Genomic DNA, 26360 nt, shown 5'->3' on the forward strand with positions numbered 1-26360 from the left:
GGCGCGATCCGGTCAAGTTTTGATTGTTCGCATCGCCATCAAAAGAAGGAAAAAAGTTCAATAAATAGCGATTTTTAAAGAGACTCAACCAGCGATTGACCTACCACTGATTCCAGTCCTTGGGACTGCAACAATTAGGTCTACTTGGCTCTGGGTCTCGCATATCTCGGTGTCTGTCGCCGCATTTGGGTTCAAGTAGCGAGAGTTTCGTACCAAATCTCATTTTTAGCATAAACTTCGAGCCACGTCATCGGGTCGGGATTTGCCAAATCGCTATTGAGAGTTGGCTGGGGTGCGATGCGCTGTACGAACCCTTTAACAACTGTATCTGCCATCTGCCGATCGAGCGTCTGGTTCGCAAATCATCGAAAACGATCGCACGTAACGCTTGCCAACTTCCAGTGATTTGTTGCTGTCGCCCGTAGCGAGAATGCTAATTTCAACAATCCCGGATTCATCAACTTTAAATGTTTTTTGGTACATAAATTTTTTCTCCCTGCTGGCGACCAATATTTTTGAGAAGCTAGTCTCACACCGCAGATACAGAATTTGAAGCTTGACAAATCAATAACATTAATTAATTGGAGCTGCAACTGGATTCTGGGGACGGTAAATCCAGCGGTCGAGGTCGCGAGTGTGATTCCATATACATTTCGCTACCAGCGAACTGTAAAGTTTTGTTACAAATCGGTCGGAGTTTCCGGGTGTTCTAAGATGGAAGAAGTCTCGTGTAGGTGCCGACAAGCAACATAACTGCTGTTCGGTGAAACGACTCAAAATTTTATAATCTGGCAATGACTAAAATATCTAACAAATTTCTATCTGACAAAATTCGTTGGGCAGCGGCTCAATTGAGTCAACTGTATAAACCATCACTAACAGTTGTTAGCTCTGTATTAATTGGAAGCGCGGCAGTAACATTATGGTTGGGTGGGGCTAGGCACCTAGGAATACTGGAACCAGCAGAATTAAGCGCTTACGACCAAATGCTGAGATGGCGTCCCGACGAAAAGCCAGATCCGCGCTTGCTAATTGTGGGGATTACCGAAGCAGACATTCAGAAACTAAAGCAGTGGCCGATATCCGATCGCAAAATAGCTGAAATATTACAAAAACTAGAAAAAATGCAGCCGGCAGTCATCGGCTTAGACGTACTGCGAGATGTACCTTTAGGAGAGGGGCGCGAGGAATTAACTAAAGTTTTACAAAAAAGCGATCGAATTATCGGGGTATGTTTAGTCACCGACGGAGGCCCCGACACTCCCGGTTCTCCCCCTCCTCCGGGAATACCAGCAAACCGGGTGGGATTTGCAGATTTTGGAATCGATCCGGGCGGCATACTCCGCAGGGCTTTATTATTTATGAAACCACCGATAATTAAGGGCGATAACTCGGTAGAAAAACATCTTTGCAATGACAATTTTCAAGTTTTAACTTCCTTCAACCTCCAGCTATCACTCCGCTACTTGCAAAAGTATAAAATTTTCCCCAGACTGGGAGCAGATCAATCTTTATGGCTGGGAAAAACTAATTTAAAAAAATTAAAAAGCAATGACGGAGGATACAGCAATATCGATGCGAGGGGATATCAAATACTAATTAACTATCACTCCAGAAACCAAGTTGCAAACAAAGTTACAATTAGCGATGTTTTACAAGGGAAAGTCAATCCGAATTTAGTGAAAGATAAAATAGTGCTGATCGGTTACACATCAGAAACCGTTAAAGATATATTTTATACTCCTTACAGTGGACAGCAGCAAAAAAACCAATTCATGCCGGGGATCGTGGTACACGCACAAGTAATCAGCCAAATTTTGAGTGCTGTTTTAGACAAGAGACCGATGTTTTGGTTTTGGCCGGAATGGGCAGAAATCCTGTGGATTGCAGGATGGTCAATTGTGGGAGGAACCGTGGCATCGCGGATGGCTCACCCATGGAAGCTGGCGCTGACATTCGCAGCAATACTGTCGGGGTGTGGCGCGATCGGTTTTGGGATTTTTCTGTTGGGAGGGTGGGTGCCTGTAGCAGCGCCAGCCTTAGCATTAATCCTAACTGGTGGCAGCATTGTATCAGCAGACAGATTTAATAAATCGGGATACGGGAAAGCAATTACCGATCGCGTAAAACAAGTATTCAAAATCGAAATAGACCAAGCCCAAAAAGAACAACAAGTTGCAGACATTGTAGAATCAGATTTCTTTAAAGAATTGCAGCTCAAGAAAGATGAACTCAAAAGTAGTAAAAAAGATACCTCTGAAAAAACTCCCTCGGATCCCCAAGAAATAACGGTGGGTAATGTGGATCTTCCCCAGGCCCAAAGCGACGCAGACGAATTCTTAGCTCAGTTGCAGCTAAAAGCTAAACAGCAGAAGCAGCGGGCCGCGGCGACTGCATCGGAAAGCGACTCAAAAACAGAAAGCGCGATCGATCCTGGCGCGAGTGCTAGTTCTGGCGAAACCGAACCCGATGAGGGGTTCAGCGATTTGCAAGCCAGGGCAAAGCAGATGCGGCAGCGCCGGAAGGCAGACAAGAAGATCGAAGAGGAAAAAATTGATACTTTATGATATATGATGCGATCGTGAATTGCATAATAATTGATTGTCCGCGTTTCTCCCTGTCATCGTTGTAGAATCTACGGTCAAATATGATTTACATTCCGTTTTGACGGTGTTAAGCCTAGTTGACTAATTACTACGCCCTGTATCTATTTTACCTATCGGGTTATTGAGATTACTTTTGGTTGTAGACTACAATCCGATCTACCTCTCATTAATGCCTTCTTTTCTAGAGTCTGATTGATTGGCAGACTTCGTAGCTAAGCAGGGTTCCCAACTATAGAGGACATAAATCAACAACTGAATCTAAATAAAAGTCCAGCATCTCAAAAACTTGAAAGTCCATAAATGATTAGACTTAAAGAGATAATTGTTTAATCTTTGCAATACGCCTATCATGTCCAAAATCATCTCTGTCCACTCTTACCGGGGTGGCACTGGCAAATCTAACATGACTGCAAACCTGGCATCTATTATCGCTCGCGGCGGAAACAGGGTCGCCATTGTGGACACAGACATTCAATCGCCCGGGATTCACGTGCTGTTCGGTTTCAGCGAGAACAACATGGATCGCTGCCTCAACGATTACCTGTGGGGCCGGTGTCCGATCTCGGATACGGCCTACAATGTGAGTTCGCTGCTGCCAAAATTAGCCCGTAACGGCAGCCTCTACCTGATTCCTTCGAGCATTAAAGCAGGGGAGATAGCGCGAGTTTTGCGGGAAGGCTACGACGTGGGACTGCTTACGGACGGCTTTCAAGAACTGATCGACGTTCTGAACTTAGACTACCTATTTATCGACACGCACCCAGGACTCAACGAAGAAACCCTGCTCAGCATCACGATTTCGGACATCCTGCTGCTGATTCTGCGTCCGGATCAGCAAGATTTTCAGGGAACGGCTGTCACGGTAGATGTGGCCCGCAAATTAGAAGTTCCCAAGATTTTGATCGCGATCAACAAAGCGCCAGAATCCTTGGATTTCGAGGATTTGAAGCAGCAAGTAGAGAGTATTTACAACATCCCAGTTGGAGGGGTGCTGCCCCACAGCGACAAGATGATGCTGTTAGCCAGCAAGGGGGTGTTTGCCCTGCACTTCCCTAAAGACCCTCTAACTCAAGTGGTGGAAGGGATTGCCAAACAGATTTTGGGATAATTTGGTGTAAGGACAGCGGTTGACATCCTCACCGCCCTAAAAGTGCGGTGATTCCTAAACCTCACGATTTAGGTTTCTGCTTCATAGCAACTGCCTCCACCCTCCAAGGAGTTTTATGGTCTTACGCTCGCTCCACAGACTAACCCCGCTAGTCCAGCGGTTTTTATGTGTCGAAAACCTTAAAAGGAATTCTTGGTGCTGTGCGTGATTCTAGGGATGTTCACCATTGCCCCGTCCTCTTTTCCCGGTCTACCGATTTTGCTGCGCCGCCGGATACATCCGGGCTTCGCCCGCCCGAGCTGTCTGATCCATCGTCACGGGTGGGTCATTGACCATCTAGATTTTAACACAAAGCCGTCCTAGAAGGACGGGGTTTCCAACCCAATTTTCTGATGAAGGTTGACGAGAGCGAGTTGCAGTCTCAATTACTGGGGCGCGATTTCCTGCAAGCGCGATCGCTCGTTGCTGCAGAGGAACTTTTTCGGCGACAATATTTGCTTGAGGAGTCAGGAGAATGGCGACAAAATGAGATACAAATAGATTATGAGAATTTGTTAAAAAACTTTAGGAGGAGAACTCATGGATTTTGACTGGCGCATACTAATAGTATTGAGTCCGGTTTTGTTGGCGGGCGGCTGGGCTGCTTACAACGTCGGCACTATAGCTCTCAAACAAGTTGAGAAATTGTTGAATAAGGAAACTTAAACTCAGCATTTTCACCGTAATTTTGCAGCCGACTGTTTGTTGAGATACAAAAACAGTCGGCTGATTTGTGCATTGGCTCTGATGAGAAGCAGGGCTGATGCCATTTTTGATTTGGGCATTAAAGATTTTCGACGATCGATAACCCCGCCCAAAAACCGGTACCGTGCCCCTGAAGCTATGAGTGTGCAGAACCCAAAATTTTAGACTCCTGTTCCTGCTCGGGTGATGAATATGTGAAGTAAACCTAAAGTCTAAAACTTGTTCGGTCGCTCCGGTCGAAGAATCTAAAATCTAAAATCGAAGCACTTACTGCATAAGGATTTGGAACGCCGAGATATAGTTGCATCCTGTTTGGGAACTTGTTTGATGTTTGGCCCGGAGATCGCAATGTACGACTCCAGACAGATAGAGCGAAAGCCACTTAAAAGTTATAAATAAACTTGTGCATAAACTGGGTGCGATCGACCAAAATAGTCAGCAGCAAACGATCCTGGGTAAGAGATCCCAATTGACCGCAGTGCTGGCAAGGGTGTAAGTGGGGAGCTTGATATTTTGCGATCGCCTCAGCATTTGTGATGAGATTGCGACACAAATATTTAGCAAGCACGTTCCAGCAGAAAATATGAGACAATCGCAAAAGTATTTGCCCTGAAAATCGCCCAACAAACTGCAAAGTTTAACCTGTAGGGAATATCGGTCAAATTGTCAATGTTTAACTCCTATATCTTTAGATAGATTATGCTTTTTCCCCGAGCTAGCGGCATTTTACTCCACCCGACATCTTTTCCCAGCCGATTTGGCGTTGGGGATATGGGAATAGAAGCATATCGCTTTATTGACTTTTTAGTAGAGAGCGACCAGCAATACTGGCAGATATTGCCGCTGGGCCCGACAGGATACGGCAATTCTCCTTATTCGTGCTATTCAGCAATGGCAGGAAATCCGCTGATGCTGAGCCCGGAAATTCTGCGGGACGAGCAATTGCTCAGCGATGAAGATTTAGCTCATTCGCCGGAATTTCCCCTGGATACAGTAGAATTCGATCGCGCGATCGCACACAAAATACCCCTGCTCAAAAAAGCCTGCGAAAACTTCAAAGCGAAAGCATCGCCGGTGCAGCAAAGAGAATTCTCGGCTTTTTGCGAGAGCAAAGCGACTTGGCTGGAAGATTATGCCTTATTTATGGCACTAAAAGACAGCTTCAACGGCACGAGCTGGCACACTTGGGAACCAGAAATTGCACAGCGCCAACCGGAGGCGCTAGACAAGTGGCGGCAGCAGCTACATAATGAGATTTATTACTACAAATACGTGCAGTTCGAGTTTTTCCGCCAGTGGACTGAGTTGAAACGCTATGCGAACCTGCGCGACATTAAAATTATTGGTGACATTCCGATTTATGTCGCTCACGACAGTGCTGATGTGTGGTCGCATCCGGACTTGTTTTGTTTGGATGAAGCAACTGGAGAACCAGCTTTGATGGCGGGAGTTCCGCCGGATTACTTCAGCGCAACAGGTCAATTGTGGGGCAATCCTGTTTACAATTGGGAGGCTTTGGAAGCAACTAATTTTCAGTGGTGGGTGCAGCGTTTTGAGGCGATTTTCGCTTATGTAGATGTGACTCGGATCGACCACTTTCGAGGATTTGATGCTTACTGGGCGGTGAAACGCGGGCAGGAAACTGCGATCGACGGAGAGTGGATTAATGCGCCGGGAACGGCTTTGTTTGAGGTAATTAACGAGAAGTTCGGCAATTTGCCGATTATCGCTGAGGATTTGGGGGTAATTACTCCGGAAGTGGAAGCTTTGCGCGATCGGTTTGAGTTTCCCGGAATGAAGATTTTGCAGTTTGCTTTCGGTGCGGGGCCTGGCGATCCTTTTTTGCCTTTCAATTATGTTCGTAACTGTGTAGTTTACACGGGTACCCACGACAACGACACGACTGTTGGCTGGTTCAATCAACTGCAAAACTACGAAAGAGATGAGGTTTTGCGTTATTTGGGCTGCATCGATCCCCAAGGAATTCACTGGTCTTTAATCCGCATGGGTTGGTTTTCTATTGCTAATTTGGCGATCGTGCCCTTTCAAGATTTGTTGGGTTTGGATACCGACGCGCGGATGAATTTTCCGGGGAAAGCAGAGGGAAATTGGGGCTGGCGGTATCGGCGCGAAGCTTTGAATTGGGAGGTGCGCGATCGGCTCAAAACCATGACTTACATCTGCGGGCGCGCTCCCCAGAAAAATTGAACAAACATTGGTAGTGGGTAATTGGTAATTGGTATTTGGTAATCATATCGTGTCCGATCGATCGACCGCAATCAGATTGGTTTGTAGTGCGGACTTCAGTCCGCTATACGGTGGCGGACTGAAGTCCGCACTACGAACTGTGATTGTTATGGTAATCGACCTGACATGATATCAGTCAATAAAGACCGACATTCTAATTAAAAAATGTGGAGTTCCAGCCATTCCCAATTACCGATTCCCGATTCCCGATTACCGATTATCCTTCATTTTTGGGCTTTGCTGAAGGCTTGAGTTCGTCGGCGGTAAAAACAACTTGTTTGGCAACCCCAGATTCTCCGAGTTGTTCGGCTTGTCCGTTATTCACAGCAATCATTACACCGCCGGCGTTACCAGCTAGAACTACCAATTTGTTTTGGGCCTGCCAGGTGCGGACAGTTCCTGAAGGCAAAGTTCCCTCAAACTCGGGTTTGCCATCAACTTCAATCTTCATCCATGATTCGTCTTTTAAACTGACGTTAACCATGACTGGTTTATTGCCAGATTTATCTAAATTTTGACCTGTTCTTGTTGCTTCCACAGCATCGTAACTATCGGCTTTCTGATTTTTTGAGGCGCTCTGGGCTAAACGAGCTTGTTCTTGCTCAAGAGCTAGTTCTTTGGTTCCCGTACCGTTTTTTGTTGTCAGAGAACCGCCCATCAACTGAGATAAGACATTGACTGAACAGATAATTAGAAATGTGTAAAAAAGGTACAGGTGCATCGGCCGCAATTGTGGCCCATTCTGCCAGGATAGCTTGGTGGTCGATCGCGGTGGCGGTTCGATCGGGAAAAAGTCGGCAAACTGAGTTCCGTCCAAACCCATTGCTTCGGCGTACCGCTTGATCAAACCTTGAGTGTAGACGGGTTCGGGGAGTTGGTCGAGTTGGCCGTCTTCGATGGCTTGCAGCAGATTCCGCCGAATCATGGTTACCACAGCTACTCTGTCCAAAGAAATCGACTGCTGTTCGCGGTACTCGCGGAGTTGAGCTCCTATTGCCGCTAATTTCTTCTGAGGAGTTTCTGGCTCTTGGGAGTGCAGTTTCTTCTTAGTTATTTGGGAGAATAAAAACAATAAATTCTTTGTCATATGCTGTGCTCCTGGGGATTCACTGGCACGCTTATTGATGTTAGGTTGACTAGATTCCATAAAAAAATAATTTCTGAATCTTCTAGGGGTCGGTAGCAGCCCGGTGCCAATATCGGCCCTGCGGGGGGCTGCAATTGAATCGGGCCAATGGCTGTGCGGTGCAGGCGTACCACTGGATATCCCAACTGCTCGGCGGTGCGCCGAATCTGTCGGTTTCTCCCTTCTGATAGAATTACTTCTAACAGAGTTTGGTCTCGCGCGCGATCGATAACTCTAACTTTCGCGGGTAATGTTTTTCTACCGGACAAGATAATGCCCTGACGCCACGCTTGTAGTATGGGTTCCGGGGGATCGCCGAGCACCCAAACTTGATAAGTTTTGGCGATCGAGTGACGCGGATGGGTCAAACAAAATGTCAGCTTACCATCATTGGTGAGCAATAGGGCGCCTGTGGAATCTGCATCTAAGCGTCCTACGGGATGGATGCCTTGACCAGATCGCAGTTTGGGCGGCAGCAGGTCGAGAACTTTCGAGCGCGCCCTGGGATCGCTGCAAGTAGAAACTACGCCTGCGGGTTTGTTGAGCAACAGATAGACCTCTGCCGGTCTATCTGTTGGTTTCACATGGACTCCATCGACTTCGATGAAATCGCGATCGGGATTCGCCTTTTGTCCTAAACGAACAATATTGCCATTAACCCGGACTCGTCCAGCTACAATCATCTGTTCTGCAAGACGGCGAGAGGCAATGCCCCACTGGGCGAGGATTTTTTGCAGCCTTTCATCAGACATGACGGGAGTGTGGAAAGCCCCAACACCCGAGCGGTGGGGGAGGAAATATAACACGGTTAATGGATTAACCGATGCTGCCAATGCTGAATTCCTGGTTGGGAATAAATTCTCATGTTTGCTAACCAATCTTTACAGGGCGTTGCGCCTGGTGCAGATTATCCTTATGGCATTACCCTGAATGCTGTGCAAAAACTACGAGGAAAAGACTTGCGGCAGGCACAGGTCTGCACCGTTGGTTTGCTACTGATGTGAGAGGTGTGGGTCTGACAGGACCATTAACCAACACTACCATAAAACCGGTACTGCTGGTTAATTTTATCAGGAAATAGGGTTTAAAACCTCTTCTTCAGTGGCCGGCTTTATATTTACTGGAGACCATTACTCACAAGTTAAGCTAAAAACACTGTTGTCAATGAGTAATCTTACTCATTTTTTACCGAGATACCAATTAAAATATGACTCCATTTGTTGCCTTATTATTGCCAAAAAATTGTTCGGGACTTCTTTGAGTTCCAGGGAAAGGAGAAATAATTAGCCTGACATGAGGTTTTCGCATTCGCGATCGAATCCCTAAATCTTGATTTTTCTGATCGGCAAAATACTTAACTAGATCAGAAGCTGCTCCTTTTTGATAAGCCACAGAAAAATGATACATTCCCCGATAAATCATTTCTAATGAAACACGTTCAATTGGTACTCCTAATTCATCTGCAACAGCATCCCCTAAGTCTACCAAAACTGCATAAAATAGCCAGGTAGCCCAGATTTGGAGCTTGATTCCGTTGACCGAACCTGTCCATAAATAACTTAAATTTAGGAGTCTCTTTACTATACAAAAGGCGTCTTCAATTCGCCAACGTCTTTGATATAAATCTGCCACTACATAGGGAGGCAATATTTCCGGTTCTCGGACGCTTGTCAGATAAGAACGCCAGCCATTTTTCCACCGAATTTGTACTAATCTTATCGTCAAAGCTGGTGTTTTTTGGGTTCCTGCACCTATCTGAATTATCTGGTCTTTGACATCATAAGTATTTGTTAATACTCCTTTGACTTGATAAGATGCACCTTTCTTTATTCGAGTAATAAATCCAATTTCTTGCTCCATTAATTTTGACCAAAAAGCGAAGTGATAGAAGCCTCGATCCAGTAACAGCAAGGTTTTTGGTTTAACTGTTTTTAGCAAATCTTCTTCCCAATGAACATCTGCTTGTTTGGGATTTGTCCAAAACCAAATTTCTTGGGGAAGATGAGTTACTAGGTCTATTATTACTCCTATTTTTCCGGATAATTGACCAATTGGAACATCTGATAAACTATCTAGTTTCCGAAATAATGCTTCTAATGTTGAGCCGTCTGCTATCCAGATATTCTCAAAGTTTTTTAAAGCAAATTGTACGCTGTCTGGTAATGGTCTCGATTTTCTCATTAACCATTTTTGTCGAAAATGAGGTAGTAATTCTTTAAATACTTTCTCAAATAAAATTGCTGGAAAAGTTAAAAATCTTTGTGACAAGGCTTGTTGGCTAATGTTTTGTGGCTGACACCATAAAAATCCTTCTCTATTTAATAATCTGGTTAATTCTGTTACTCCTGCTACGTCTCGCCATAGTAAGCTTAATATTGCTGCCATCATTAACGGCAGTGTTAGAATTCTATCTCTTAAATTTAGTTGGCGATAAAAAGTTTTTTGGGCCGCCATTGCAGGAATTAATAAATCTTCCAGGTAATTCGCGATCGCTTCGTTTTCTACTTGGGGACGATTTTTTTTCTTTGCATGATCTCGGTGGATGCGTTTTTTACTACTCATGACTGTCTCAAATGCTTGTCTGGCCAAGGTTTCATTCTATTTTACTTTTTTTTGTGTACCCCCTTGACAATTTGCACTTTTTCTTAACTTGTCACAAATGACCAAATCTGATTATAGAATGCTGTTAGTAGTGACAGAAGTCTACCGCCAAAAGTTGTCAATGTATGAAAAGAAAGAACATAGTATTCCTGACAGAATAGTAAGTTTAAAGCAACCACATATCCGCCCTATAATCAGAGGAAAAGCTGGGAAATCCGTTGAATTTGGGGCAAAACTGTCAGCCAGTTGTCTCCAGGGTTACGTATTTTTAGACCGAATTAGTTGGGATAACTTCAACGAATCAGGAGACCTTAAAAGACAAGTAGAAGCCTTTAAACAATTTACCGGATTTTATCCTGAATCAATTCATGTAGATCAGATATATCGAACCAAAGAAAATAGAGCTTGGTGCAAAGAACTCGGCATTAGAATGAGCGGTGTTCGTCTAGGAGGAAGACCTCCCAAAAATCCGAGCAAAGCAATCAAAAAACAAGCTCAATCAGACGAAAGAATTCGTAACTTAATTGAGGGGAAATTTGGAGAAGCTAAAAGAAGATTTAGCCTTGGTAGAGTGATGGCTAAACTTAATAATACTTCTGAAACAAGCATCGCAATAACTTTTCTGGTGATGAATCTTTCTGCCAGGGTAAGGCAGGCTTTTTGGCTTTTTTTCGGTCTATTTCATAATAAAAACCTTTGGGATGTTTTTTGGCTCAAATGATTGGCAAAAGCTATGTTTTGCCATCACAAGATTGAGAAAACTTATATTGCCGAGGCATTCTCAAATTCACTCATCTTTCTAAATGCTGTTTTCTGACTTTTTCAGCAAGCCCTAAGATAGGCTGCACACTGAAATTATCTTTTGGTCATTATAGGATCAATCATTCTGTGGTGTTACCTAACGCTTTTCAACGAATTTCATCTGACGATTTTCTGACAATACAGGCATTTTTGGCAAGTCAGATTTTTCTTAAGTCAACCGTATTGGGCTATATGTAGTTAGTTAGAGCGAAATGATCATTTTCCGAGTGTCGTGCGATCGTCTCATCGGATTCTAATTGCCCCAATTGCTATTCAAAGTGTCGGCGAAATACAGTGCGGAGAACTTTTGTCCTTATCTGCGGACTAAAGTCCGCACTACGAACCTTTAGTGAGGACTTGATTTCTAATCTGCGGACTAAAGTCCGCACTACGAACCTATTTGATATAATTCCCTAGGAGCCAGTATTTGCCAATTCTTCTCGCAGCACTTTCTGGTAGACTTTCGGCAAACTAGAACTCATAGAATTGTTCTCAATTCCATATCCCAAACTCGTCCAAGTTCCCGACAGCATTCGCAAAACATCAGTTAATCTTTCCTGCCGCAACATCTCAGGAATATCAGCTTTCCAAAATTTGCGATCGCTCAACCAGGCATAAACCACAGCATCTTGATATTCCGGTTCAAAACTGTAATCCTGCCACAATACAAAATTACCAGGCTTTGGGTGATAGCGCTTCGCTTTGTCTTTCCAAGTTGAAGTCAAAAATTGATACCTACCAGCAGCCGTAGTACATTTGCCAACATTTGGGCCGTTAACAATCTTCACGCACCAGTCAGGATGACGGCTCAAATCTAATACATATTTTCCGCCGTAAACAACGTGATAAGGCCGAGAAACATTGGACTCGCTAGCAGAAATAGTCCGCATCAAAGCTCGAATGTAAGGATCGCCCGTTTTCATAGCCAGCGGTGGCATTTTTCTCACCTCGCTTGTTGACTGCGAAAACTGCTGATTTCCCCGCAAATTGGCAACCAAAAAAACAGCCCCGCTAATTACAGCGCCGATGACAATTATAAATCCCAGAATTTGAAGTTCCGATCGCCTCAGCAAACTTTTTTGGTGGCGGCGCAGTTTCTCGGTTTCAAATGCCGTCATTTCCATTTCGGCGATTTCGGCTAATTTTCGATCCGCCCGCATCCGCCGCACGCGAAAATCGTGTTGGTATAGCGGCGCGGCTAATAGCGTTAAACTCGATAAAGCTCCTGCCAATTTTACCAGCCAGAAATCTAATTCACCGGCGATCGCCACATTTGTCAGAGTAGAGATTCCTGCGAGCATTTGCGCCGGATCGATCGATCGCGCTGGCCAATAATATATCGCCATTTGCACCAGCAGCGCCAGATTAAACGCAAAAAAAAGCACTACTACAGCATTCAACCCTTCTCGCAAGTGCGATCGCACTCCAGTATGCCGCCGCTTGAACTTGCGCGCCACTCGAAAGCGGCCCGGCAGCACAGTCAGCAAGGGATTGAGGATTTTGACGGCCAAAAAGTGAGCGACAAAAAACAAAGGTAACTGAATCAGCCAAGCCGCCAGCAGCAGAGTCAGAAAGCCGATATCGTCGTTGGCGAAAGGAATGCCCCTGCGAAGGACAAAACTAAAACTCTGAGCGAGAGCAAATGCCCTTAACCACGAAATCGGATAGGGGAACCAAGCTGGCCACTTGAGAGTTTTCATCATGCGGGGAAGGGGAAATTTCAATGGCGGATTGTCAAGCTCTTAAGATTTTGCCAGATTTGGCGATCGAAAAATTAGCAATTCCCCTACGGTTTGCACTGATGGGACTTGCGCGCGGTTGCGGAGCATCGATTTTCCACTTTTCGATTTGATATCTTGGATTTACCGTAAAAAAACTCGATTTTTTTGTAGGGTGCGTCAGCCCAAATTTTTGACTCAAGTCAAAGCGTTGTAGTCTGACGCACCGAACCCAAGCGACTCTTTTGCCGGCCTCAGTTGTAGGGTGCGTCAGTCCAAATTTTTGACTCAAGTCAAAGCGTTGTAGTCTGACGCACCGAACCCAAGGAACCCTAATGCAATCAAACCACGGCGGCAAACAACTCCTCAAAACTCTTTTGCGGGGCCTCCGGCTTTGCCACAATTTCCACAATCTTGTTGCGAGAAGCCGGCTGAAACAGCGCCTCCACGCACACTTGGGCTACCTTCGTGCGGGGAATGCTGCTTTCAAACAGTGTATCCGCACTCCTCATGACGATCGCATCTGAATTATCCTCATTTTTGAGACCGCCCGGACGGACAATGGTATAAGTCAAGCCGGATTTTTGCAAATATTCCTCCGCCTGCTTCTTCCACACCAGAATCAGCCAAAACAGATTCAGCGGGTGAAAAAACTGAGAAACGCACAGAGAAGTCACCAGCACAAAATGCTCAATTCCCTTAGCCTTAGCTGCCTCCACCAAATTTTTAGTACCCTCAAAATCCACCTTGTAAGGCGCAGTCGGATCAAAACCAGGGGCCGCCCCCGTCGCGCACAGCAACACCGTACTATCACCAATTGCATCGCCCAGAGAAGTCGCATTTAATACATCACCAGTAACTAACTCTGCCTCAGGAGGTAAAATTTGCCTTGCTGTCTCTAGATTTCGGACGAGGGCGCGCACGGGAATGCCCCGTTTGACTAATTCTGCGACGATTCGGCGGCCAGTCTGACCTGTCGCTCCTGCTACAAATGCTTTCATAAGACGAGTTATGCTGTTCTAGGGTAAGTTTTGTTACTATCAATTTCTCAATTGTAGGGAGAAAACTCCCCGACCACATCCCCAACCCGACTGATTGGCGTGTATTAGCAGGAGAGCATGTCAGGAACCTCAGCCCCAACGGCATGAGGCTTGAAAGAGAAATCGGACAAGCCATTCTGACGGGCCTAAGTCTTAACTGACTACGTTTTTTGAGTCATGACACCCTGAGATGCTTTCGCTAGTCTCTTGCTCTGTCGCTGGTGGTTAAACAGTTTCCAGGTAACAGAAACAGTGCTGCTAGCCCAACAAGCTCAGAAAACTTTGGCAAAGCTAACATTACCCCGAAAGGGAGGCTCAATTGAGCAAAATACTATGCGTACAGGATTGGAAGATTTGAAGCGGTAATTGTCCCGTTGAAAGTGCAATACAAAAGTACCCCGAATTAACCAATCCCAAGGCGGTAGTAAATTCAAAAATGCAAAGCCGTCCTAGAAGGACGGGGTTTCTACCCATAATTTTGATGATGAAGCAGAATTCCGCTGAATATCAAACTGTTGAAGCTTCTGACGAAAATTGCTACGCAGATGCGAGTTTCAGACAGCCCGAAAGTGCAGGTGCGGATACAGGCGAGGAAGTTGAGCCGATTTGGTTTCACACCCACTTTGAAGACAGCATGGAGATGTACGCCGATGCTGCAACGGTGGCGCAGCATTTTAACAATCACAAGACTTGGTTTTGTCAGTGCGCTTTGCCGATGAAGGCTGAGCCGATCGGCGAAAACGGCTACGATTTATTAATCGGTCGTTTTGGGGCCTTCGGCTACCGAGTTGAAGCGAGAATTGGTTTAGAGTTGCTGCCGCCTGACGCCCAAGGCTGCTATTTGATTAAAACTATTCCGGTTCCGAATTATACCGCGCCCGGATATGAAGTGGATTTTCGATCGGCAATGAAGCTAGTCGAGATACCGTCAGACGAGTTTGCAGCCGATTGGCCTGCGTCGCAACGCGCCCAGCTACCGCCTGCGATTACCAGCGCCACCTGGAAGCTAGATTTAGCTGTAGGGGTTTGCTTTCCCAAGTTTATTCGATCGATGTCTCAACCTCTGATTGAAAAAACCGGCGATGCGCTTTTGGAAAAAATCATCAAACAAGTCAACCGCCGCTTGACGTATAAAACTCAACTTGTTTTCCATGAAAGTTTAGGAATTCCCTTTCCCAAAAACCCGAAGAAACACTAACAAGAAAACCCTCGCGGTTGAAACCATAGCGGTTCTCAGAAAGATTCGCGGACGTTGTTGGGCTTGGGCCCTCTTAGGATCGCAAATTCAATAATTTACACTCTTGAAAGTGGGATGGGCCAGAAGAACTATCAAATTGTAAGTTATACCAATTTTAAACGAAATAACAGTATTCTTGTCCCCCCCCCTTGCCAAGGGGGGCTAGGCAGGGTGGTTTTATTGTTGTCATATAAATTAGGTACGTAGTTGCGCTTCAGCGCTCTTTCTAAGATTAGGACAGAGCGCTGAAGCGCAACTACGTACCTTGGCAAAAGTGCTATCCGACCTTTGAGCGATGCTTTCGATAGTTTCAGATTTCTTTTTCCGACAATAAAACTGCCCTGCTTGCCAAGGGGGGCTAGGGGGGTCTTCGAGTGTTGCACGATTTTAGAAAAATGGTATTATTTAATTCTCATTCCTTAGGAACGCAAATTCAATAATTTACACAAGTTTGTGGGATGGGCGTCCCGCCCGTCCATAAAGGACGGGCTAGAAGCCCGCGTTTCTGCGCCGCCAGCAAGGCAATCTCACCTTAATGTTGCAAGGAGGCTCCCGCTATAACGAAGTTTAGCGGCGAGAGGAATTGCAATCAGTATCAACGTGCGACAGCACAACGGCAATCATTAAGTTATACTCATAGTAGTGAGTTTTTTGGTGAGATGGAACAAGTCCTGACTTTAGTTGTAAAGCTTCAAGCTAGTATCGAACAGCAACAATTGTTGTCCGATACAGCGTCAGCTTTTGCGTCAGCTTGTAACTGGATAGATCGAAATGTCGATCGTAACCTAACGAATAGAAACTCAATCCAAGCTGTCTGTTACAAAGATGTGAAAGAACAGTTTGGACTAACAGCTAACCATGTTGTTAGAGCTTGTGCCAGAGTAGCAGCAAATCGTCTAACGGCAAAACAGAAAGGGAAAAAGGTCAAGAATTTTAAGCCCACTAGCTTTGATTGTGATGCTAGGACTTTTCGTTCCGCCCTAGTCAAATTGGACGCTGAGCATTTCTACCACTCTCAAGCGGTTAACCGCTCCTCTAAGAGCTAGTAACTACCATAAGAGCAAGCTAACAGGTCATAATCCTACTTCGGCTCAAGTTTGTTTGCATAAAGATAATCGCTGGTACGTCCACATTCAGTTCAAATCGGAAACTCCTAAACCTCAAAAAACAACTAATGTAATTGGTGTCGATTTCGGAAGGCGCGATCTAGCTGTAACCAGCACAGGTAAATCGTGGTCAGGTAAGGAGATTCAAAAAACTAGACATAAGTATAGCCGTGTTCGGGCTTCTTTACAAAAAAAGCATCTCAAGGCACAAGGTCATCTAGACGTAGAGCTAGACAGATTTTGAAACGGTTATCGGGGCGCGAAAGAAGATACCAAACCTGGCTAAATCATAACATCTCAAAAGCCATTATTAGACCTCTTGCAAAAAAGATATATGTTATAATCAGAAGTTTTAATTTTAATCGGCTAGAGCTAACTCATAATTATAAATTGCTGACAACAAATTACAACGTAGACCATAACGGCGACGGCGATTCCGATAACGACTCGACAATATTTTAAATATTTTGAGACTCCGATTAACGTGTTCAATAACAATTCGCTCCTGCGCTAAGACTAGATTGTAGTCTTTTTCTATTCGAGAAAATTTCCCATTTTTAGGTTTTTTTCTCGGTATATAACTATTAGTGTGATAGTCTTTTATCCCTTGATAGCCACTATCTTGTAAGCTATTTGTTTCGGGATGAAAACGAACTTTACTTTTTTTGAACAAGTTAAAGTCGTGGCAATGCCCTGGTACAAAAGCAGTGCAAATAATTTCTTTTGTTTCTTGATTGATTACCAATTGAGTTTTTAGAGTATGACACTTTTTCTTTCCTGAGTAATATCTCTTCTGTTTTTTTGGGGTCGTTCAATAGTTGTTTCTGTGACATCCATCACCACGAATTCTGGATAATCAGAGTCTTTGAGTAATGCCTTTTTCCCCGGAATACGGAACTTTCCTGTTTTCATTAAAGTAGATTCAATATCAGTGACAATTCGGCAAATTGTTGATTCAGATACTCCCCAAGTTGTCCCAATATGAAAATATGTTCGATACTCTCTCCAATATTCCAAGGTTACTAAGACCTGTTCTTCTAGATTTAGGATAGTGCGACGCCCTAAGATTGTCTTTCTGATTTTCTGACTTAAAATTTTCCAATGCGCTAACCATTGCTTTCAAGGTTTCAATCTTCACACCAAATCTACGTTGAAATTGAGAAGGTTTTAAGTTTAGATAAAATTGATTTTTCATGATTTACTCGTTTTGTAACGACAACAGCACTTTATAGCATTTTATTCTGTTGATAACAAGACAAGAGTGAAAATAAGTTAACAGTTGGTATTCAATCAACTTTCAGCAAAACTTTTCATTATATCATAAAATTATTTTGCAAGAGGTCTAATAACTAATGACTGATGACTGATGACTAATGACTAATGACTGATGACTCTTTGAATTCCGGTAAAAATGCAGTCAAACATTTGTATAATTCTAATCCCGGCCCAGCTTGCAGCGGATAAAGCTTGTCAAAATTAATCGGGTTTCCCGGCTCTAATTTCCATTGGGTTTGCTGTGCTGTTTTCGACGAAATTGCGATCGCCCTCGTGATGTTAACAATGTTGTTGTGCTGGGGGAAGCCGCGAAAGCAGTAGCTTTTACCAGTACGCGTGTCAGAGTCGCTGCCGGTAATGTATCTATCTCGTTTGCGAAATTGGATTTCTCGAAAAGGTCGATCGATCGCAAATGAGTCTCGGTAGCGGTAGTCTCCGTCAGGCAAACTTTGGACAGTCGGCCGGATTTGAGCGATAACGGTTGCTGCACTAAGAGTTAGAATCATTTATATGACTTCCTCCTGTGAAATCGCCTTTTTAGTTGCTGGTGTCTGTGTAGCTGCGGGCGATCGGCTCAAACAAACACCCTCTGTAACAAATTAATAAGAGTTGTGATGGAGTTTGATAAGAGTTATGATACAGTTTAACTCGATCCCTGACTATCGTGAATAATTATTTCATGGTTTCATCCCTATTACCAATCCGAGTAATAATAGAAATATTGAGCAAGCCCCGAGAAATTTGGAGGCGAAACTCTACGGATAAAATGAGGATACAGCTATGTTTTGCCTGAACCGAGAAACCAGCAATAGGGAGATGCGAGGCTGTAAAACCTCGGCTCCTAAAAATATCCGCATAGTCCGATCGCGAGTTTACAAAGATGAGGCTTTAGTCTCGGCTTCCCTGGCGGGACTTCCCGATCTTTTAGCATCCCTAGAAAGCTTTCGCGAGTAGAGTTTGAGATTTTCTCTCTCTTGTTGAACGTCGGGAGTTGACTTAGCTAATTATTTTTAGTTAATTATTGCCAGACTCCCGAAAAGATATTCTTGACTCCGATCGCAATTCGATTTAAGTCTTCTTTCAGCAGCGGCGGCCAAGAAACTCCTCTGGCCCGCCCTGCTTCAAATTGCAGTAAACTGTCTGTTGAGAGTAAATGGAGGGCCGAGATTAATTGGCGATCGAGCATTGGCGATTCTTGAAGCCCTTCAAACAATATTTTTAAAGCTAATAAAATCGATGTCACCTGTCCCGGTACGGGTGGCTGGCCTTGTTTGAGGCGCATCAGGAAGGCGTCGGGATTTTTCTTGGTTTCCAGGGCGGTTCCTTGGTCGATCAGAAAACTGCGGGCTGTTTTGTAATCCATTTGACGTGCGATCGAGTTCTTGCAATTAATCAGTAGATATTATAGCCTTTCGAGTTCCCCTATGGCGTACTCATGGGAATGGGGAATAGGGAATAGAGAATAGGGAATAGGATATACTTCACTTTTTCGTGAACTCCTCTATATCATCTTTTGTCGCAGTATATTTGTTAATATAGCAAAATTAAGAATCAACAAGCAACTCGTAAGGCGCGCGCTGTGGTGCTCAAGGCTACTCGTGAAACGCGCATTCTCATGTACAGTACAAGGTCTCGGAAGGTTTACATTGCACAGCCTACAGCTACTCTTGCTAGTTAGAGTAGAAGTAAGTTTTAGATGACGGAAAAATAAAACAATGACAAAACGGCAGAAAAATAGCATCAAATCCCAGATTTATAGATACTGGTGGCTACTTTTGTTGTGTTTGAGCTTCCTGTTAGTTCCGGCTTTCAAAAAAATAGCTGTCGCTACCCCATTTCCCCCGCCCGATCCTATTGCAAATAATGCTAATTTGGGAGCGAGAATTCAACGAACGATGGGGTTACTTGCAACCAGCACTCCTACAAAACGCCACCAAGTACGCATTTTATTTTACGGTCAATCTATCACTCAGCAAGATTGGTGGCAAGATGTAGTCGAGGATTTAAAAAAGCGATTTCCCCATGCTGATTTGATTGTGGAAAATCGCGCCATCGGAGGATTTGCATCGTCGCTTTTAATCCGTCCCAGCGAACATGATTTGTATCCTTTTTATCCAGACTTGCTAATTTTTCACGTCTACGGAGGTGAGGAAGATTACGAAGCGATAATTGCCAATGTCCGCCGCCGCACTGCTAGCGAAATACTCTTGCATTCAGACCACATAACCTGGCTGCCGACAGGTAAAAATGATAATGAAAATGAAATCAAAGGCTACGAATGGCACAACACTCATTCTACCAAATGGTTGCGTGAGTTGGCAGATAAATACGGCTGCGAAATCGCGGAAATTCGCACACCTTGGCGCAGCTATTTGATAGACAATCGCTTGCAGCCAAAACAGTTATTGAGCGACAGCATTCACCTCAACGCTTGGGGGAATTTTCTGCTAGCTGCTCTCATTAAACCCTACCTGCGATACAATCCAAATTCTCCTCAAACTGGGCAGCAGAATTTAGTCAAAACTTATACAGTGGGCACTGATGTTAAGTGGCAGGATGGCAAGTTGGTTTTAGAGTTTGAAGGGAATCGGATAGATGCGATCGCCGATCGAAGCTTCAACGGCAAGGCAATTTCTGCTAAAATTGCGATCGACGGCAAAAAACCCTCAGAATTTCCCGAACTTTACAGCATCACCAGACCCAGCGTTACTCTCGGCGTCTCTTGGCCAGCAATCATCCAAGTATCCAATCAAAAACCGCTCATCGTCGAAGATTGGAAAGCTACAATCACTGAGATTAACAGCGATGCTACCAAGTTTAAATTTGACGTAGTAGGTTCTAAAACAGGTTACGACGGCAGCGGTACCAACGACAAAATGTTTGTTTCAAAATCCGGCCGCGTCGCGATTGAACCGAGAAACTGGTGGCTGCAAAATGCCTATGAATACTCGAAAAAGCCTACTCCGAAAGGCTTTGAGATTTCGTGGCAAGTTCAGCCGATGTTTGTAGATTCATACATTCCGCCACAAATTGCAGATTCAAGTCGCGAGTATTCTACAACATTGGCTCAGAATTTGAGCAACTCCAAACACATCCTCGAAATCGTCCCCGAAACAGACGGGACAGTTCCTATTCAAGCATTTCGAGTTTATCGCCCCCCTTATATTCCTTCCCTCATGAAGAAGGACTAAAGTCCTCACTACGAACTTAATTTCTGTAGTATTCGTAGGGTGCGTCGCCACGATTAATCCCAAAATTATATCGACAATCTCATGGCGACGCACCATCGACAATAGTTGAGAAAACAACAACAATTATTCTACAGCACAAATTTTGATAAATGATTTAATATCATGTCCTGTCGATTACTATAACAAACAACTGTTCGTAGTGCGGACTTCAGTCCGCAATATGCTGCGGACTGAAGTCCGCACTACGAACGGATATTATCGCGGTCAATCGACCGGACACGATATAAAATCTCAAATCGAAAAATGGAAAATCGATTAACCTTAGTAATTGAGTAGGTGCGTCAGTTTGAGTTAGTAGTTTAGCAATCCAGAATTTGCCAACTGACGCACCCTACAAGTTGAATCATAAACGCGGTTTCAACCGCCGAGTCTTCTAACAACAATTAACCTCAGTTTCTCGTAATTCCCAACTCGTGAAACAGCAACAACGATAAAAAGAAATCTGCTATAAAAACAAACACCCAAGAAGTCACCACCGCAGCCGTTGCAGCTTGGCCTACCCCTTTCCCTCCGCCCGCCGTCGTCAACCCCCAACCGCAACCGACAAGCGCAATTATCAACCCAAAAATTACACTCTTAATCGCCACAGTTACTAAATCCCAAGGCCCCAAAAAAGTCCGCACCGATTCCAAAAATACCGAAGGTTCCAACTCATAAAAATTAACCGCCACAAACAGCCCGCCCAAAATTCCCACCGCCACCGAAAAAATTGTTAAAATCGGCAACATGACGCAGCAAGCTATCACCCTCGGGACTACCAAATAATCAACGGGATTTGTTCTCAACATATACAGGGCGTCTATTTGTTCCGTCACCTGCATTTCTCCTATCTCTGCGGCAAAGGCAGAACCTACTTGTCCCGCCACCACGCCCGCTGTTAAAACTGGTGCTAATTCGCGGCAAAATGCCACTGCAAAAGCACCTCCCACCGCCCCAACCGCCCCAAACCGAATCAATTCTCTCGCGGATTGAACAGTAAAAATCATCCCTGCAAAAAAGGCTATTAGCAGCACGGAGCGCAAAGAATCCAAGCCTACTGTGACTAAATGTTCCATGATTTTGCGGCGGTCAACTTTGCCTTGAAGTAGGCGCAGCAAGACTTGGCCACCTAGGAACAGCGTCACTAAAAAACGCTGAAACCACCTGTTATTAAAGGTTTCATCTAAATGTCGATCGCGCTTTTGGTAATTCTTAACCAATGACTGACTGCTGGCGATTAATTGCAAACAAGGCGAAGCACTGCCACTACTGAGATTTTCGCCAATTGTACAGCAATTATTGCACAATTTGTCAACATATAGCGGTTATCACAAAAATGAGGTACGTTGTTGGGCTTTAGCCCCCTAAGTTTAGTAGTTATATGAGCTGTCTGTTATACCTCATCTTTTTGAGAAAGGCTATATATTTTTTAAGTCTGCCAGCCCTGCGGTTGGTAACTTATACAAAAGGTATGCAGTTGCACAAAGCGCGCTCTTTATAATATAAGCGTATAGCGCTGAAGCGCAACTACGTACCAAAGAATTAATTTCTATTGATTACTCGGCAAGCAACAAGTCGATAAACTTATCCAACTCTTGATTATACTTTTTGGCTTGCTCCTTGCCAATTCTGACCAGAGTTGATATTTTATCTGCCGAGGCATCATCAATCGGCAGTCGTGGTTCGTGGCTTAAATCTGGAGAAATTCTTAAATATTGATTGGGTTTGTCAATGGCATCAAAAATTTGGATAATTTGATAATCTATAGTTTCAGCAACTCCCGTCATCATGATATTAATCAAAGGCTGAACCCACTCTATTTTACCCCAATTTTTCACTTCCTGGTAAGGAAATCTTTTCTGAGCTTGTCCCGTCCCCAGCGATAAAATTACCATATCTTTTGCTGTCGGGCCTTTGTCGGAGCGAGTCTCGGGAATTCTTAATTTATTTCTCACTTCTGCATAGGCACAAAGTGCGGGATTGTTGGCGAATACTCCTCCGTCAATTAAAGCGTAGGATTCGTTTGTCAAAGAGTAGATTTTGGGAAGTTCAAAGTAAGAGGGAGCAGCAGATGTGGCTCTGGCGACATCTCTGAGAAAATAGTCTGCTGCTGGATATTTTTTAGCATCTATTTGATTAAAAAAATGAGCTTTTCTCCTTTCGACATCGTAACTGGAAATTAAACAAGGTTTGAGGAGTTGGCTGAGTTTGCAATCTTTGAAGTTTTGCCAACAGAATTTTTCTAACGCATCGCTCGGATATTTCTCATCTATTAAACCGTCTAGAGATTCGAGTGTTTTCAAAAATGAACTTTGAAAAAAGTCGATGCCACTATCTATCGAAAAATTAACCGCGTCTTGGGCAGTCCACTGAGGTCTGCTGGGATTTTTGGCATCCGGAAACAAATAGAGGCAGGTTAAAATTCCTCCCGCACTTGTGCCGGCAATCAAATCAAAATAGTCAGCTATTCTGGCATCTGGGTTGCCGCTTTTTTGTTGTAGTTTTGACTCTATGGTAACTCCAATTTGCGCGGGGATAATCCCTCTAATTCCGCCTCCATCTATCGATAAAACTCGGGTATATTTAGCCATATTTTTGCCTTTTCTCGATATTTGCTCGTTGGTACAGTCCCGGACTCAAAAAGTGGTTGGACACGATATTTAGTGGCAAGCTGCGCCTCTGCACACCCTAGAAATATTAGATTTTGCGTCCGAGACTGGCGCAATCTCAATACGGTTTACTTAAGGCAGATCCCCCCTAACCCCCCTTCCCAAGGGGGGGACAAGAAAGCTCTTAAGTCCCCCTACAACCAGGGGGATGCGAGGGGGATCTCCGGGGCATAAAAAGTGTTAAGTAAACCGTATTGGGCCCAATCTAACATCTCAAATTTAAGTTTAATTGGCTGGCTGCGAGGGTGTAGCGAAAAATATATTCTACAATTTCTACATAATTGTAGGCGGCGGCGGTTGAGTCTGCCCAGACTGTGATGCCGTGATCGCGAATTAACAACGCGGGTACAGAGGGTGCACAAACGGCAAAATATTCACAAATTTCTTTGGCTATTTTAGGCACTTCTAAATAATTTGCAAATAGGGGTATCGCCACCTGGGGGTTTTCCTCCCACACCCCCAAACCTTTCAGCATTTCGATCGCAGGTAAAGGCACTGAATCGCCTGCTGTTAGCCGAGAAACTAAATTTGCCTCGATTGAATGCACGTGATAGCAAGCTTTAGCGCCTGGAAAACAATCGTAAACGGCTAAATGAATGCTGGTTTCGGCGGAAGGGCGGCTGTCAGGAACCGGTTGTTCGACGATCGCGCCTTCGGAGTTCATTCTGATAAAATCTGAAGCAGTTAACTGCCCTTTCTGGCGGCCGCTAGCAGTAATCCAAAAACTGCCGTCTGGTAAGCGGGCTGAAAGATTGCCAGCAGTCCCAGCCATCCAACCGCGATCGTAAAAATGTTTGGCTGCTACAATTAAATCCGTTCTCAAATCCTCACTCATTCTCTACTAATCCTCAGTTTTTTATCTACCTTTTACGTTAATAGTTATTGCGGAAAGAAACCCGGTTTCTACGAAAAAAATTTTGGTTGGGCAACCAGGAATTGAGGAAGAAACCGGGTTTCTCAGTTCCCGCACGCAATTCCTATAGCGGTTCGATCGCGTGGTGAGGTATGCCCTATGCCCAATGCCCTATGCCCTATGCCCTATGCCCTATGCCCTATGCCCTATGCCCTATGCCCAATTCCCAGGAGCATCTAATTTCACCTGAGAAAGGCGATAGTTTCAATTCCATTGCTGGGATAAATTTTCCAACACGTCAAAAAAATTATCCCATTTAGTATACGGCTTTTGCTGCTCGTCTAGGTATTCGGCAAGCCGATCGCGCGCAAACACCGAGTTCGCCTGCAAAGCCATGTTAAAATCCGTCAGCGAATCTCCGATGGCCACCTGTTCCCGGGCGGGGTGCTGCGCCATCACTCGCACCTTAGACACCAATTCTGTATCTCCTTCAAACTCAGAATTGACTTGCAAGTGAGGGCCGCTAGCGTCCACATCTACAGCATAAATTGCGATCGCCCGGTGTGCCAAATCACCCATAACCGTCTCTACCATAACCCGCAGGCCGCCCGAAACGATCGCAAAATCCACCCTTTGCGCCTCCAAAAAATCCAGCAATTCCACCAATCCCGGCCGCATCAGTTGTCCCCTAGAAAATTCCACAATTTCCCCATAACATTCCGAGGGAATAGACTCTAGTAACTGTCGCACTCCGGAGCGCAAAGTGATCCTTCTCGCGTACATTTCCGGCATCAGTTGAGACGACAATTCCGGTGCAAAATGCTTGAGCATTGCCACAAAAGTTTCTTCAACAGTTATCGTGCCGTCAAAGTCGCAGAATACCACCCGTTGCTGATTGTTCGGGATTGGAGATTTTTGCTTGTCCGACATTATTCGCACCATTCGAGAACGAGAAAAGTTTACAAAACTCATCGTACACCGAAGAAGCAAGAAGCAAGAAGAAAACAGCCATACTATAATAGCTAAGTGCTGTTAGCAATCGCCCGCAGGATTTTATGCGGATTCTTCCAGATCGTCATCGAGATCGTCGTCGAAATCTTCATCGATAGAATCATCCAAATCGTCATCGAGATCGTCTTCGAGATCGTCTTCGAGGAATGCTTCTACATCCTGCTTTTGATTTTTCGTCTTTTGGGGAGTAGCCTTAGCGGGCAAACAGATTAAATTATCATCCTCAGTATTAATCAAACCTTTCGATCGCAATTTGCCCATCAGCCGCGTCACCGTTACCCGCGTCGAGCCGATGGCACTGCCAATTTGAGCGTGAGTCAAGGCCCAAGGCAGTCGATAGCCCCGCACCACATCCGGTTCTCCATCACCTACGTAGGGTTCGCCGAACTCTTCGATCAACAAAGTGAGAAAACCCAGCAATCTGTCGATCGTCCGGCGCTGTCCCAAAGTGCTCAGCCAGAGGAGCTTTCGCTGGTGCTGGTAGCGAAACGCATCCAAAATTTCCCGGCGGAAGTGAGGCCAATTATCCAAATCGTGCCAGTACATCCACACTACGTGAGTGTGATCGGCGTGGGCGTAAGCTTGGAGCGTAAACGGAGACTGAGCAACCAGTTCAAAGGGCTGACCGGCGCCGACGAAGCCCAAAAAAGCTTCTTCTGTAGTTTTGGAAACGGATTTGGACTTTGTTGCAGCGGCGCTAACTTGAGCGCTACCGACGAGCCGCACAGAACCTTTCTGGACTAAATAGAGCAGTCCGGGTCTGGCGGGAATCTTCTCGTCTTTGCTAAAAGTCCGGCAGCGGTAGTGTTCCTGGGCCCAGTCGATAATTCGCTGCCAGGTGATAAACGGTCGATCGATCGTTTCTAGAGGTGTGGAAGTTGATTGCATAAGTGAGGCTCTGGGATATATTTAGTTAGTGAGAAAACGGTTTTTGCCTGCATTGCGATACTAAGTGAGACAACTAACCCCCCATCGAGCCGACACGCTT

25 protein-coding genes and 2 pseudogenes are annotated in these 26360 nt (G+C 44.8%); 11 read left to right on the plus strand and 16 right to left on the minus strand.

What is annotated here, in order from left to right:
* Window positions 1-191: 191 nt before the first annotated feature.
* Window positions 192-335: a DUF928 domain-containing protein gene (locus tag QZW82_RS10215; protein ID WP_293147648.1), complete on the minus strand. Its 144-nt coding sequence runs from the start codon at window positions 333-335 to the stop codon at window positions 192-194.
* The gene (locus tag QZW82_RS10220; protein ID WP_293147650.1) at window positions 316-483 is read right to left on the minus strand and encodes a DUF928 domain-containing protein; all 168 of its coding nucleotides are present in this window, start codon (window positions 481-483) and stop codon (window positions 316-318) included. The genes QZW82_RS10215 and QZW82_RS10220 overlap by 20 nt, the downstream gene beginning before the upstream one ends.
* A gap of 311 nt (window positions 484-794) precedes the next feature.
* On the opposite strand from QZW82_RS10220, the gene QZW82_RS10225 reads away from it, so the two are divergent.
* From QZW82_RS10225 to QZW82_RS10235, 3 genes are all read left to right on the plus strand, one after another.
* Window positions 795-2567, plus strand: a complete 1773-nt coding sequence (locus tag QZW82_RS10225) for a CHASE2 domain-containing protein (protein WP_293147652.1) — start codon at window positions 795-797, stop codon at window positions 2565-2567.
* A gap of 388 nt (window positions 2568-2955) precedes the next feature.
* Entirely contained in the window at window positions 2956-3714 is a 759-nt protein-coding gene (locus tag QZW82_RS10230) for a MinD/ParA family protein (RefSeq protein ID WP_293147654.1), read from the plus strand.
* Between the two features lie 579 nt (window positions 3715-4293).
* On the plus strand, window positions 4294-4419 hold the full coding sequence (locus QZW82_RS10235; RefSeq protein ID WP_265235804.1) for a photosystem II protein Y: 126 nt from the start codon (window positions 4294-4296) through the stop codon (window positions 4417-4419).
* A gap of 421 nt (window positions 4420-4840) precedes the next feature.
* Here QZW82_RS10235 and QZW82_RS10240 read toward each other — a convergent pair whose 3' ends face one another.
* Complete coding sequence (locus tag QZW82_RS10240) at window positions 4841-5050, minus strand: hypothetical protein (RefSeq protein WP_293147657.1); 210 nt, start codon at window positions 5048-5050, stop codon at window positions 4841-4843.
* 107 nt (window positions 5051-5157) lie between these two features.
* On the opposite strand from QZW82_RS10240, the gene malQ reads away from it, so the two are divergent.
* Window positions 5158-6666 carry a 4-alpha-glucanotransferase gene (malQ, locus tag QZW82_RS10245; protein ID WP_293147659.1) on the plus strand — a complete coding sequence of 503 codons (1509 nt, stop codon included), beginning with the start codon at window positions 5158-5160 and terminating at the stop codon, window positions 6664-6666.
* Window positions 6667-6922: 256 nt separating this feature from the next.
* Here malQ and QZW82_RS10250 read toward each other — a convergent pair whose 3' ends face one another.
* Both QZW82_RS10250 and QZW82_RS10255 read right to left on the minus strand, forming a co-directional pair.
* Window positions 6923-7792 (minus strand): RodZ domain-containing protein, encoded by an 870-nt coding sequence (locus tag QZW82_RS10250; RefSeq protein ID WP_293147661.1) that lies wholly within the window; start codon window positions 7790-7792, stop codon window positions 6923-6925.
* Window positions 7789-8583, minus strand: coding sequence for a pseudouridine synthase (locus tag QZW82_RS10255; protein ID WP_293147750.1), 795 nt, complete (start codon window positions 8581-8583; stop codon window positions 7789-7791). Before QZW82_RS10255 ends, QZW82_RS10250 begins: the two co-directional genes overlap by 4 nt.
* A gap of 111 nt (window positions 8584-8694) precedes the next feature.
* Here QZW82_RS10255 and QZW82_RS10260 point away from each other — a divergent pair, with 111 nt between their 5' ends.
* The gene (locus tag QZW82_RS10260) at window positions 8695-8835 is read left to right on the plus strand and encodes a hypothetical protein (RefSeq protein WP_293147663.1); all 141 of its coding nucleotides are present in this window, start codon (window positions 8695-8697) and stop codon (window positions 8833-8835) included.
* A 196-nt stretch (window positions 8836-9031) separates the two neighbouring features.
* Here the strand turns inward: QZW82_RS10260 and QZW82_RS10265 are convergent, their stop codons facing one another.
* Window positions 9032-10393 (minus strand): IS4 family transposase, encoded by a 1362-nt coding sequence (locus QZW82_RS10265; protein ID WP_293147751.1) that lies wholly within the window; start codon window positions 10391-10393, stop codon window positions 9032-9034.
* Window positions 10394-10511: 118 nt separating this feature from the next.
* Between QZW82_RS10265 and QZW82_RS10270 the strand changes: the two are divergent.
* Window positions 10512-11235, plus strand: a pseudogene (locus QZW82_RS10270) (transposase); the annotation flags it as partial.
* Between the two features lie 411 nt (window positions 11236-11646).
* On the opposite strand, the gene QZW82_RS10275 reads toward QZW82_RS10270, so the two are convergent.
* Window positions 11647-12351, minus strand: coding sequence for a glycoside hydrolase family protein (locus QZW82_RS10275; protein ID WP_293147753.1), 705 nt, complete (start codon window positions 12349-12351; stop codon window positions 11647-11649).
* Between the two features lie 605 nt (window positions 12352-12956).
* On the opposite strand from QZW82_RS10275, the gene QZW82_RS10280 reads away from it, so the two are divergent.
* On the plus strand, window positions 12957-13085 hold the full coding sequence (locus QZW82_RS10280) for a hypothetical protein (RefSeq protein WP_293147665.1): 129 nt from the start codon (window positions 12957-12959) through the stop codon (window positions 13083-13085).
* A 207-nt stretch (window positions 13086-13292) separates the two neighbouring features.
* Here QZW82_RS10280 and QZW82_RS10285 read toward each other — a convergent pair whose 3' ends face one another.
* Entirely contained in the window at window positions 13293-13952 is a 660-nt protein-coding gene (locus tag QZW82_RS10285) for an NAD(P)H-binding protein (protein WP_293147667.1), read from the minus strand.
* 523 nt (window positions 13953-14475) lie between these two features.
* Between QZW82_RS10285 and QZW82_RS10290 the strand changes: the two genes are divergently transcribed.
* Entirely contained in the window at window positions 14476-15189 is a 714-nt protein-coding gene (locus QZW82_RS10290) for a DUF1997 domain-containing protein (protein ID WP_293147755.1), read from the plus strand.
* Window positions 15190-16692: 1503 nt separating this feature from the next.
* Here the strand turns inward: QZW82_RS10290 and QZW82_RS10295 are convergent.
* A pseudogene (locus QZW82_RS10295) lies at window positions 16693-17529 on the minus strand (IS5 family transposase).
* A 175-nt stretch (window positions 17530-17704) separates the two neighbouring features.
* On the minus strand, window positions 17705-18115 hold the full coding sequence (locus QZW82_RS10300) for a hypothetical protein (RefSeq protein ID WP_293147669.1): 411 nt from the start codon (window positions 18113-18115) through the stop codon (window positions 17705-17707).
* 274 nt (window positions 18116-18389) lie between these two features.
* Here QZW82_RS10300 and QZW82_RS10305 point away from each other — a divergent pair, with 274 nt between their 5' ends.
* Window positions 18390-18563: a hypothetical protein gene (locus QZW82_RS10305; RefSeq protein WP_293147670.1), complete on the plus strand. Its 174-nt coding sequence runs from the start codon at window positions 18390-18392 to the stop codon at window positions 18561-18563.
* A 64-nt stretch (window positions 18564-18627) separates the two neighbouring features.
* Here the strand turns inward: QZW82_RS10305 and QZW82_RS10310 are convergent, their stop codons facing one another.
* Complete coding sequence (locus QZW82_RS10310; protein WP_293147671.1) at window positions 18628-18972, minus strand: Dethiobiotin synthetase; 345 nt, start codon at window positions 18970-18972, stop codon at window positions 18628-18630.
* A 352-nt stretch (window positions 18973-19324) separates the two neighbouring features.
* Between QZW82_RS10310 and QZW82_RS10315 the strand changes: the two genes are divergently transcribed.
* Window positions 19325-20800 carry an SGNH/GDSL hydrolase family protein gene (locus QZW82_RS10315; RefSeq protein WP_293147673.1) on the plus strand — a complete coding sequence of 492 codons (1476 nt, stop codon included), beginning with the start codon at window positions 19325-19327 and terminating at the stop codon, window positions 20798-20800.
* Window positions 20801-20942: 142 nt separating this feature from the next.
* Complete coding sequence (locus QZW82_RS10320) at window positions 20943-21119, plus strand: hypothetical protein (RefSeq protein ID WP_293147675.1); 177 nt, start codon at window positions 20943-20945, stop codon at window positions 21117-21119.
* Window positions 21120-21249: 130 nt separating this feature from the next.
* On the opposite strand, the gene QZW82_RS10325 is transcribed toward QZW82_RS10320, so the two are convergent.
* The 5 genes from QZW82_RS10325 to QZW82_RS10345 form a co-directional block, all read right to left on the minus strand.
* A complete protein-coding gene (locus QZW82_RS10325; RefSeq protein ID WP_293147756.1) occupies window positions 21250-22059 on the minus strand; it encodes an MlaE family lipid ABC transporter permease subunit in 810 nt (269 codons plus the stop codon).
* A gap of 336 nt (window positions 22060-22395) precedes the next feature.
* A complete protein-coding gene (locus QZW82_RS10330; RefSeq protein WP_293147677.1) occupies window positions 22396-23430 on the minus strand; it encodes a patatin-like phospholipase family protein in 1035 nt (344 codons plus the stop codon).
* A gap of 283 nt (window positions 23431-23713) precedes the next feature.
* Complete coding sequence (gene mtnB, locus QZW82_RS10335) at window positions 23714-24343, minus strand: methylthioribulose 1-phosphate dehydratase (RefSeq protein WP_293147679.1); 630 nt, start codon at window positions 24341-24343, stop codon at window positions 23714-23716.
* A 282-nt stretch (window positions 24344-24625) separates the two neighbouring features.
* Complete coding sequence (locus QZW82_RS10340) at window positions 24626-25291, minus strand: HAD-IB family phosphatase (RefSeq protein WP_293147681.1); 666 nt, start codon at window positions 25289-25291, stop codon at window positions 24626-24628.
* A 123-nt stretch (window positions 25292-25414) separates the two neighbouring features.
* Window positions 25415-26260, minus strand: a complete 846-nt coding sequence (locus QZW82_RS10345) for a Crp/Fnr family transcriptional regulator (protein ID WP_293147683.1) — start codon at window positions 26258-26260, stop codon at window positions 25415-25417.
* Between the last annotated feature and the right edge of the window lie 100 nt (window positions 26261-26360).

Source organism: Microcoleus sp. bin48.metabat.b7b8b9.023 (assembly GCF_013299185.1).
Lineage (GTDB): Bacteria > Cyanobacteriota > Cyanobacteriia > Cyanobacteriales > Microcoleaceae > Microcoleus.

Coding starts and splice junctions, on each gene's coding strand:
- QZW82_RS10215 (WP_293147648.1), bottom strand. CDS start 335: ATGGCAGATACAGTTGTTAAAGGGTTCGTACAGCGCATCGCACCCCAG.
- QZW82_RS10220 (WP_293147650.1), bottom strand. CDS start 483: ATGTACCAAAAAACATTTAAAGTTGATGAATCCGGGATTGTTGAAATT.
- QZW82_RS10225 (WP_293147652.1), top strand. CDS start 795: ATGACTAAAATATCTAACAAATTTCTATCTGACAAAATTCGTTGGGCA.
- QZW82_RS10230 (WP_293147654.1), top strand. CDS start 2,956: ATGTCCAAAATCATCTCTGTCCACTCTTACCGGGGTGGCACTGGCAAA.
- QZW82_RS10235 (WP_265235804.1), top strand. CDS start 4,294: ATGGATTTTGACTGGCGCATACTAATAGTATTGAGTCCGGTTTTGTTG.
- malQ (WP_293147659.1), top strand. CDS start 5,158: ATGCTTTTTCCCCGAGCTAGCGGCATTTTACTCCACCCGACATCTTTT.
- QZW82_RS10250 (WP_293147661.1), bottom strand. CDS start 7,792: ATGACAAAGAATTTATTGTTTTTATTCTCCCAAATAACTAAGAAGAAA.
- QZW82_RS10255 (WP_293147750.1), bottom strand. CDS start 8,583: ATGTCTGATGAAAGGCTGCAAAAAATCCTCGCCCAGTGGGGCATTGCC.
- QZW82_RS10260 (WP_293147663.1), top strand. CDS start 8,695: ATGTTTGCTAACCAATCTTTACAGGGCGTTGCGCCTGGTGCAGATTAT.
- QZW82_RS10265 (WP_293147751.1), bottom strand. CDS start 10,393: ATGAGTAGTAAAAAACGCATCCACCGAGATCATGCAAAGAAAAAAAAT.
- QZW82_RS10275 (WP_293147753.1), bottom strand. CDS start 12,351: ATGACGGCATTTGAAACCGAGAAACTGCGCCGCCACCAAAAAAGTTTG.
- QZW82_RS10280 (WP_293147665.1), top strand. CDS start 12,957: ATGGCGGATTGTCAAGCTCTTAAGATTTTGCCAGATTTGGCGATCGAA.
- QZW82_RS10285 (WP_293147667.1), bottom strand. CDS start 13,952: ATGAAAGCATTTGTAGCAGGAGCGACAGGTCAGACTGGCCGCCGAATC.
- QZW82_RS10290 (WP_293147755.1), top strand. CDS start 14,476: ATGAAGCAGAATTCCGCTGAATATCAAACTGTTGAAGCTTCTGACGAA.
- QZW82_RS10300 (WP_293147669.1), bottom strand. CDS start 18,115: ATGATTCTAACTCTTAGTGCAGCAACCGTTATCGCTCAAATCCGGCCG.
- QZW82_RS10305 (WP_293147670.1), top strand. CDS start 18,390: ATGTTTTGCCTGAACCGAGAAACCAGCAATAGGGAGATGCGAGGCTGT.
- QZW82_RS10310 (WP_293147671.1), bottom strand. CDS start 18,972: ATGGATTACAAAACAGCCCGCAGTTTTCTGATCGACCAAGGAACCGCC.
- QZW82_RS10315 (WP_293147673.1), top strand. CDS start 19,325: ATGACAAAACGGCAGAAAAATAGCATCAAATCCCAGATTTATAGATAC.
- QZW82_RS10330 (WP_293147677.1), bottom strand. CDS start 23,430: ATGGCTAAATATACCCGAGTTTTATCGATAGATGGAGGCGGAATTAGA.
- mtnB (WP_293147679.1), bottom strand. CDS start 24,343: ATGAGTGAGGATTTGAGAACGGATTTAATTGTAGCAGCCAAACATTTT.
- QZW82_RS10340 (WP_293147681.1), bottom strand. CDS start 25,291: ATGTCGGACAAGCAAAAATCTCCAATCCCGAACAATCAGCAACGGGTG.
- QZW82_RS10345 (WP_293147683.1), bottom strand. CDS start 26,260: ATGCAATCAACTTCCACACCTCTAGAAACGATCGATCGACCGTTTATC.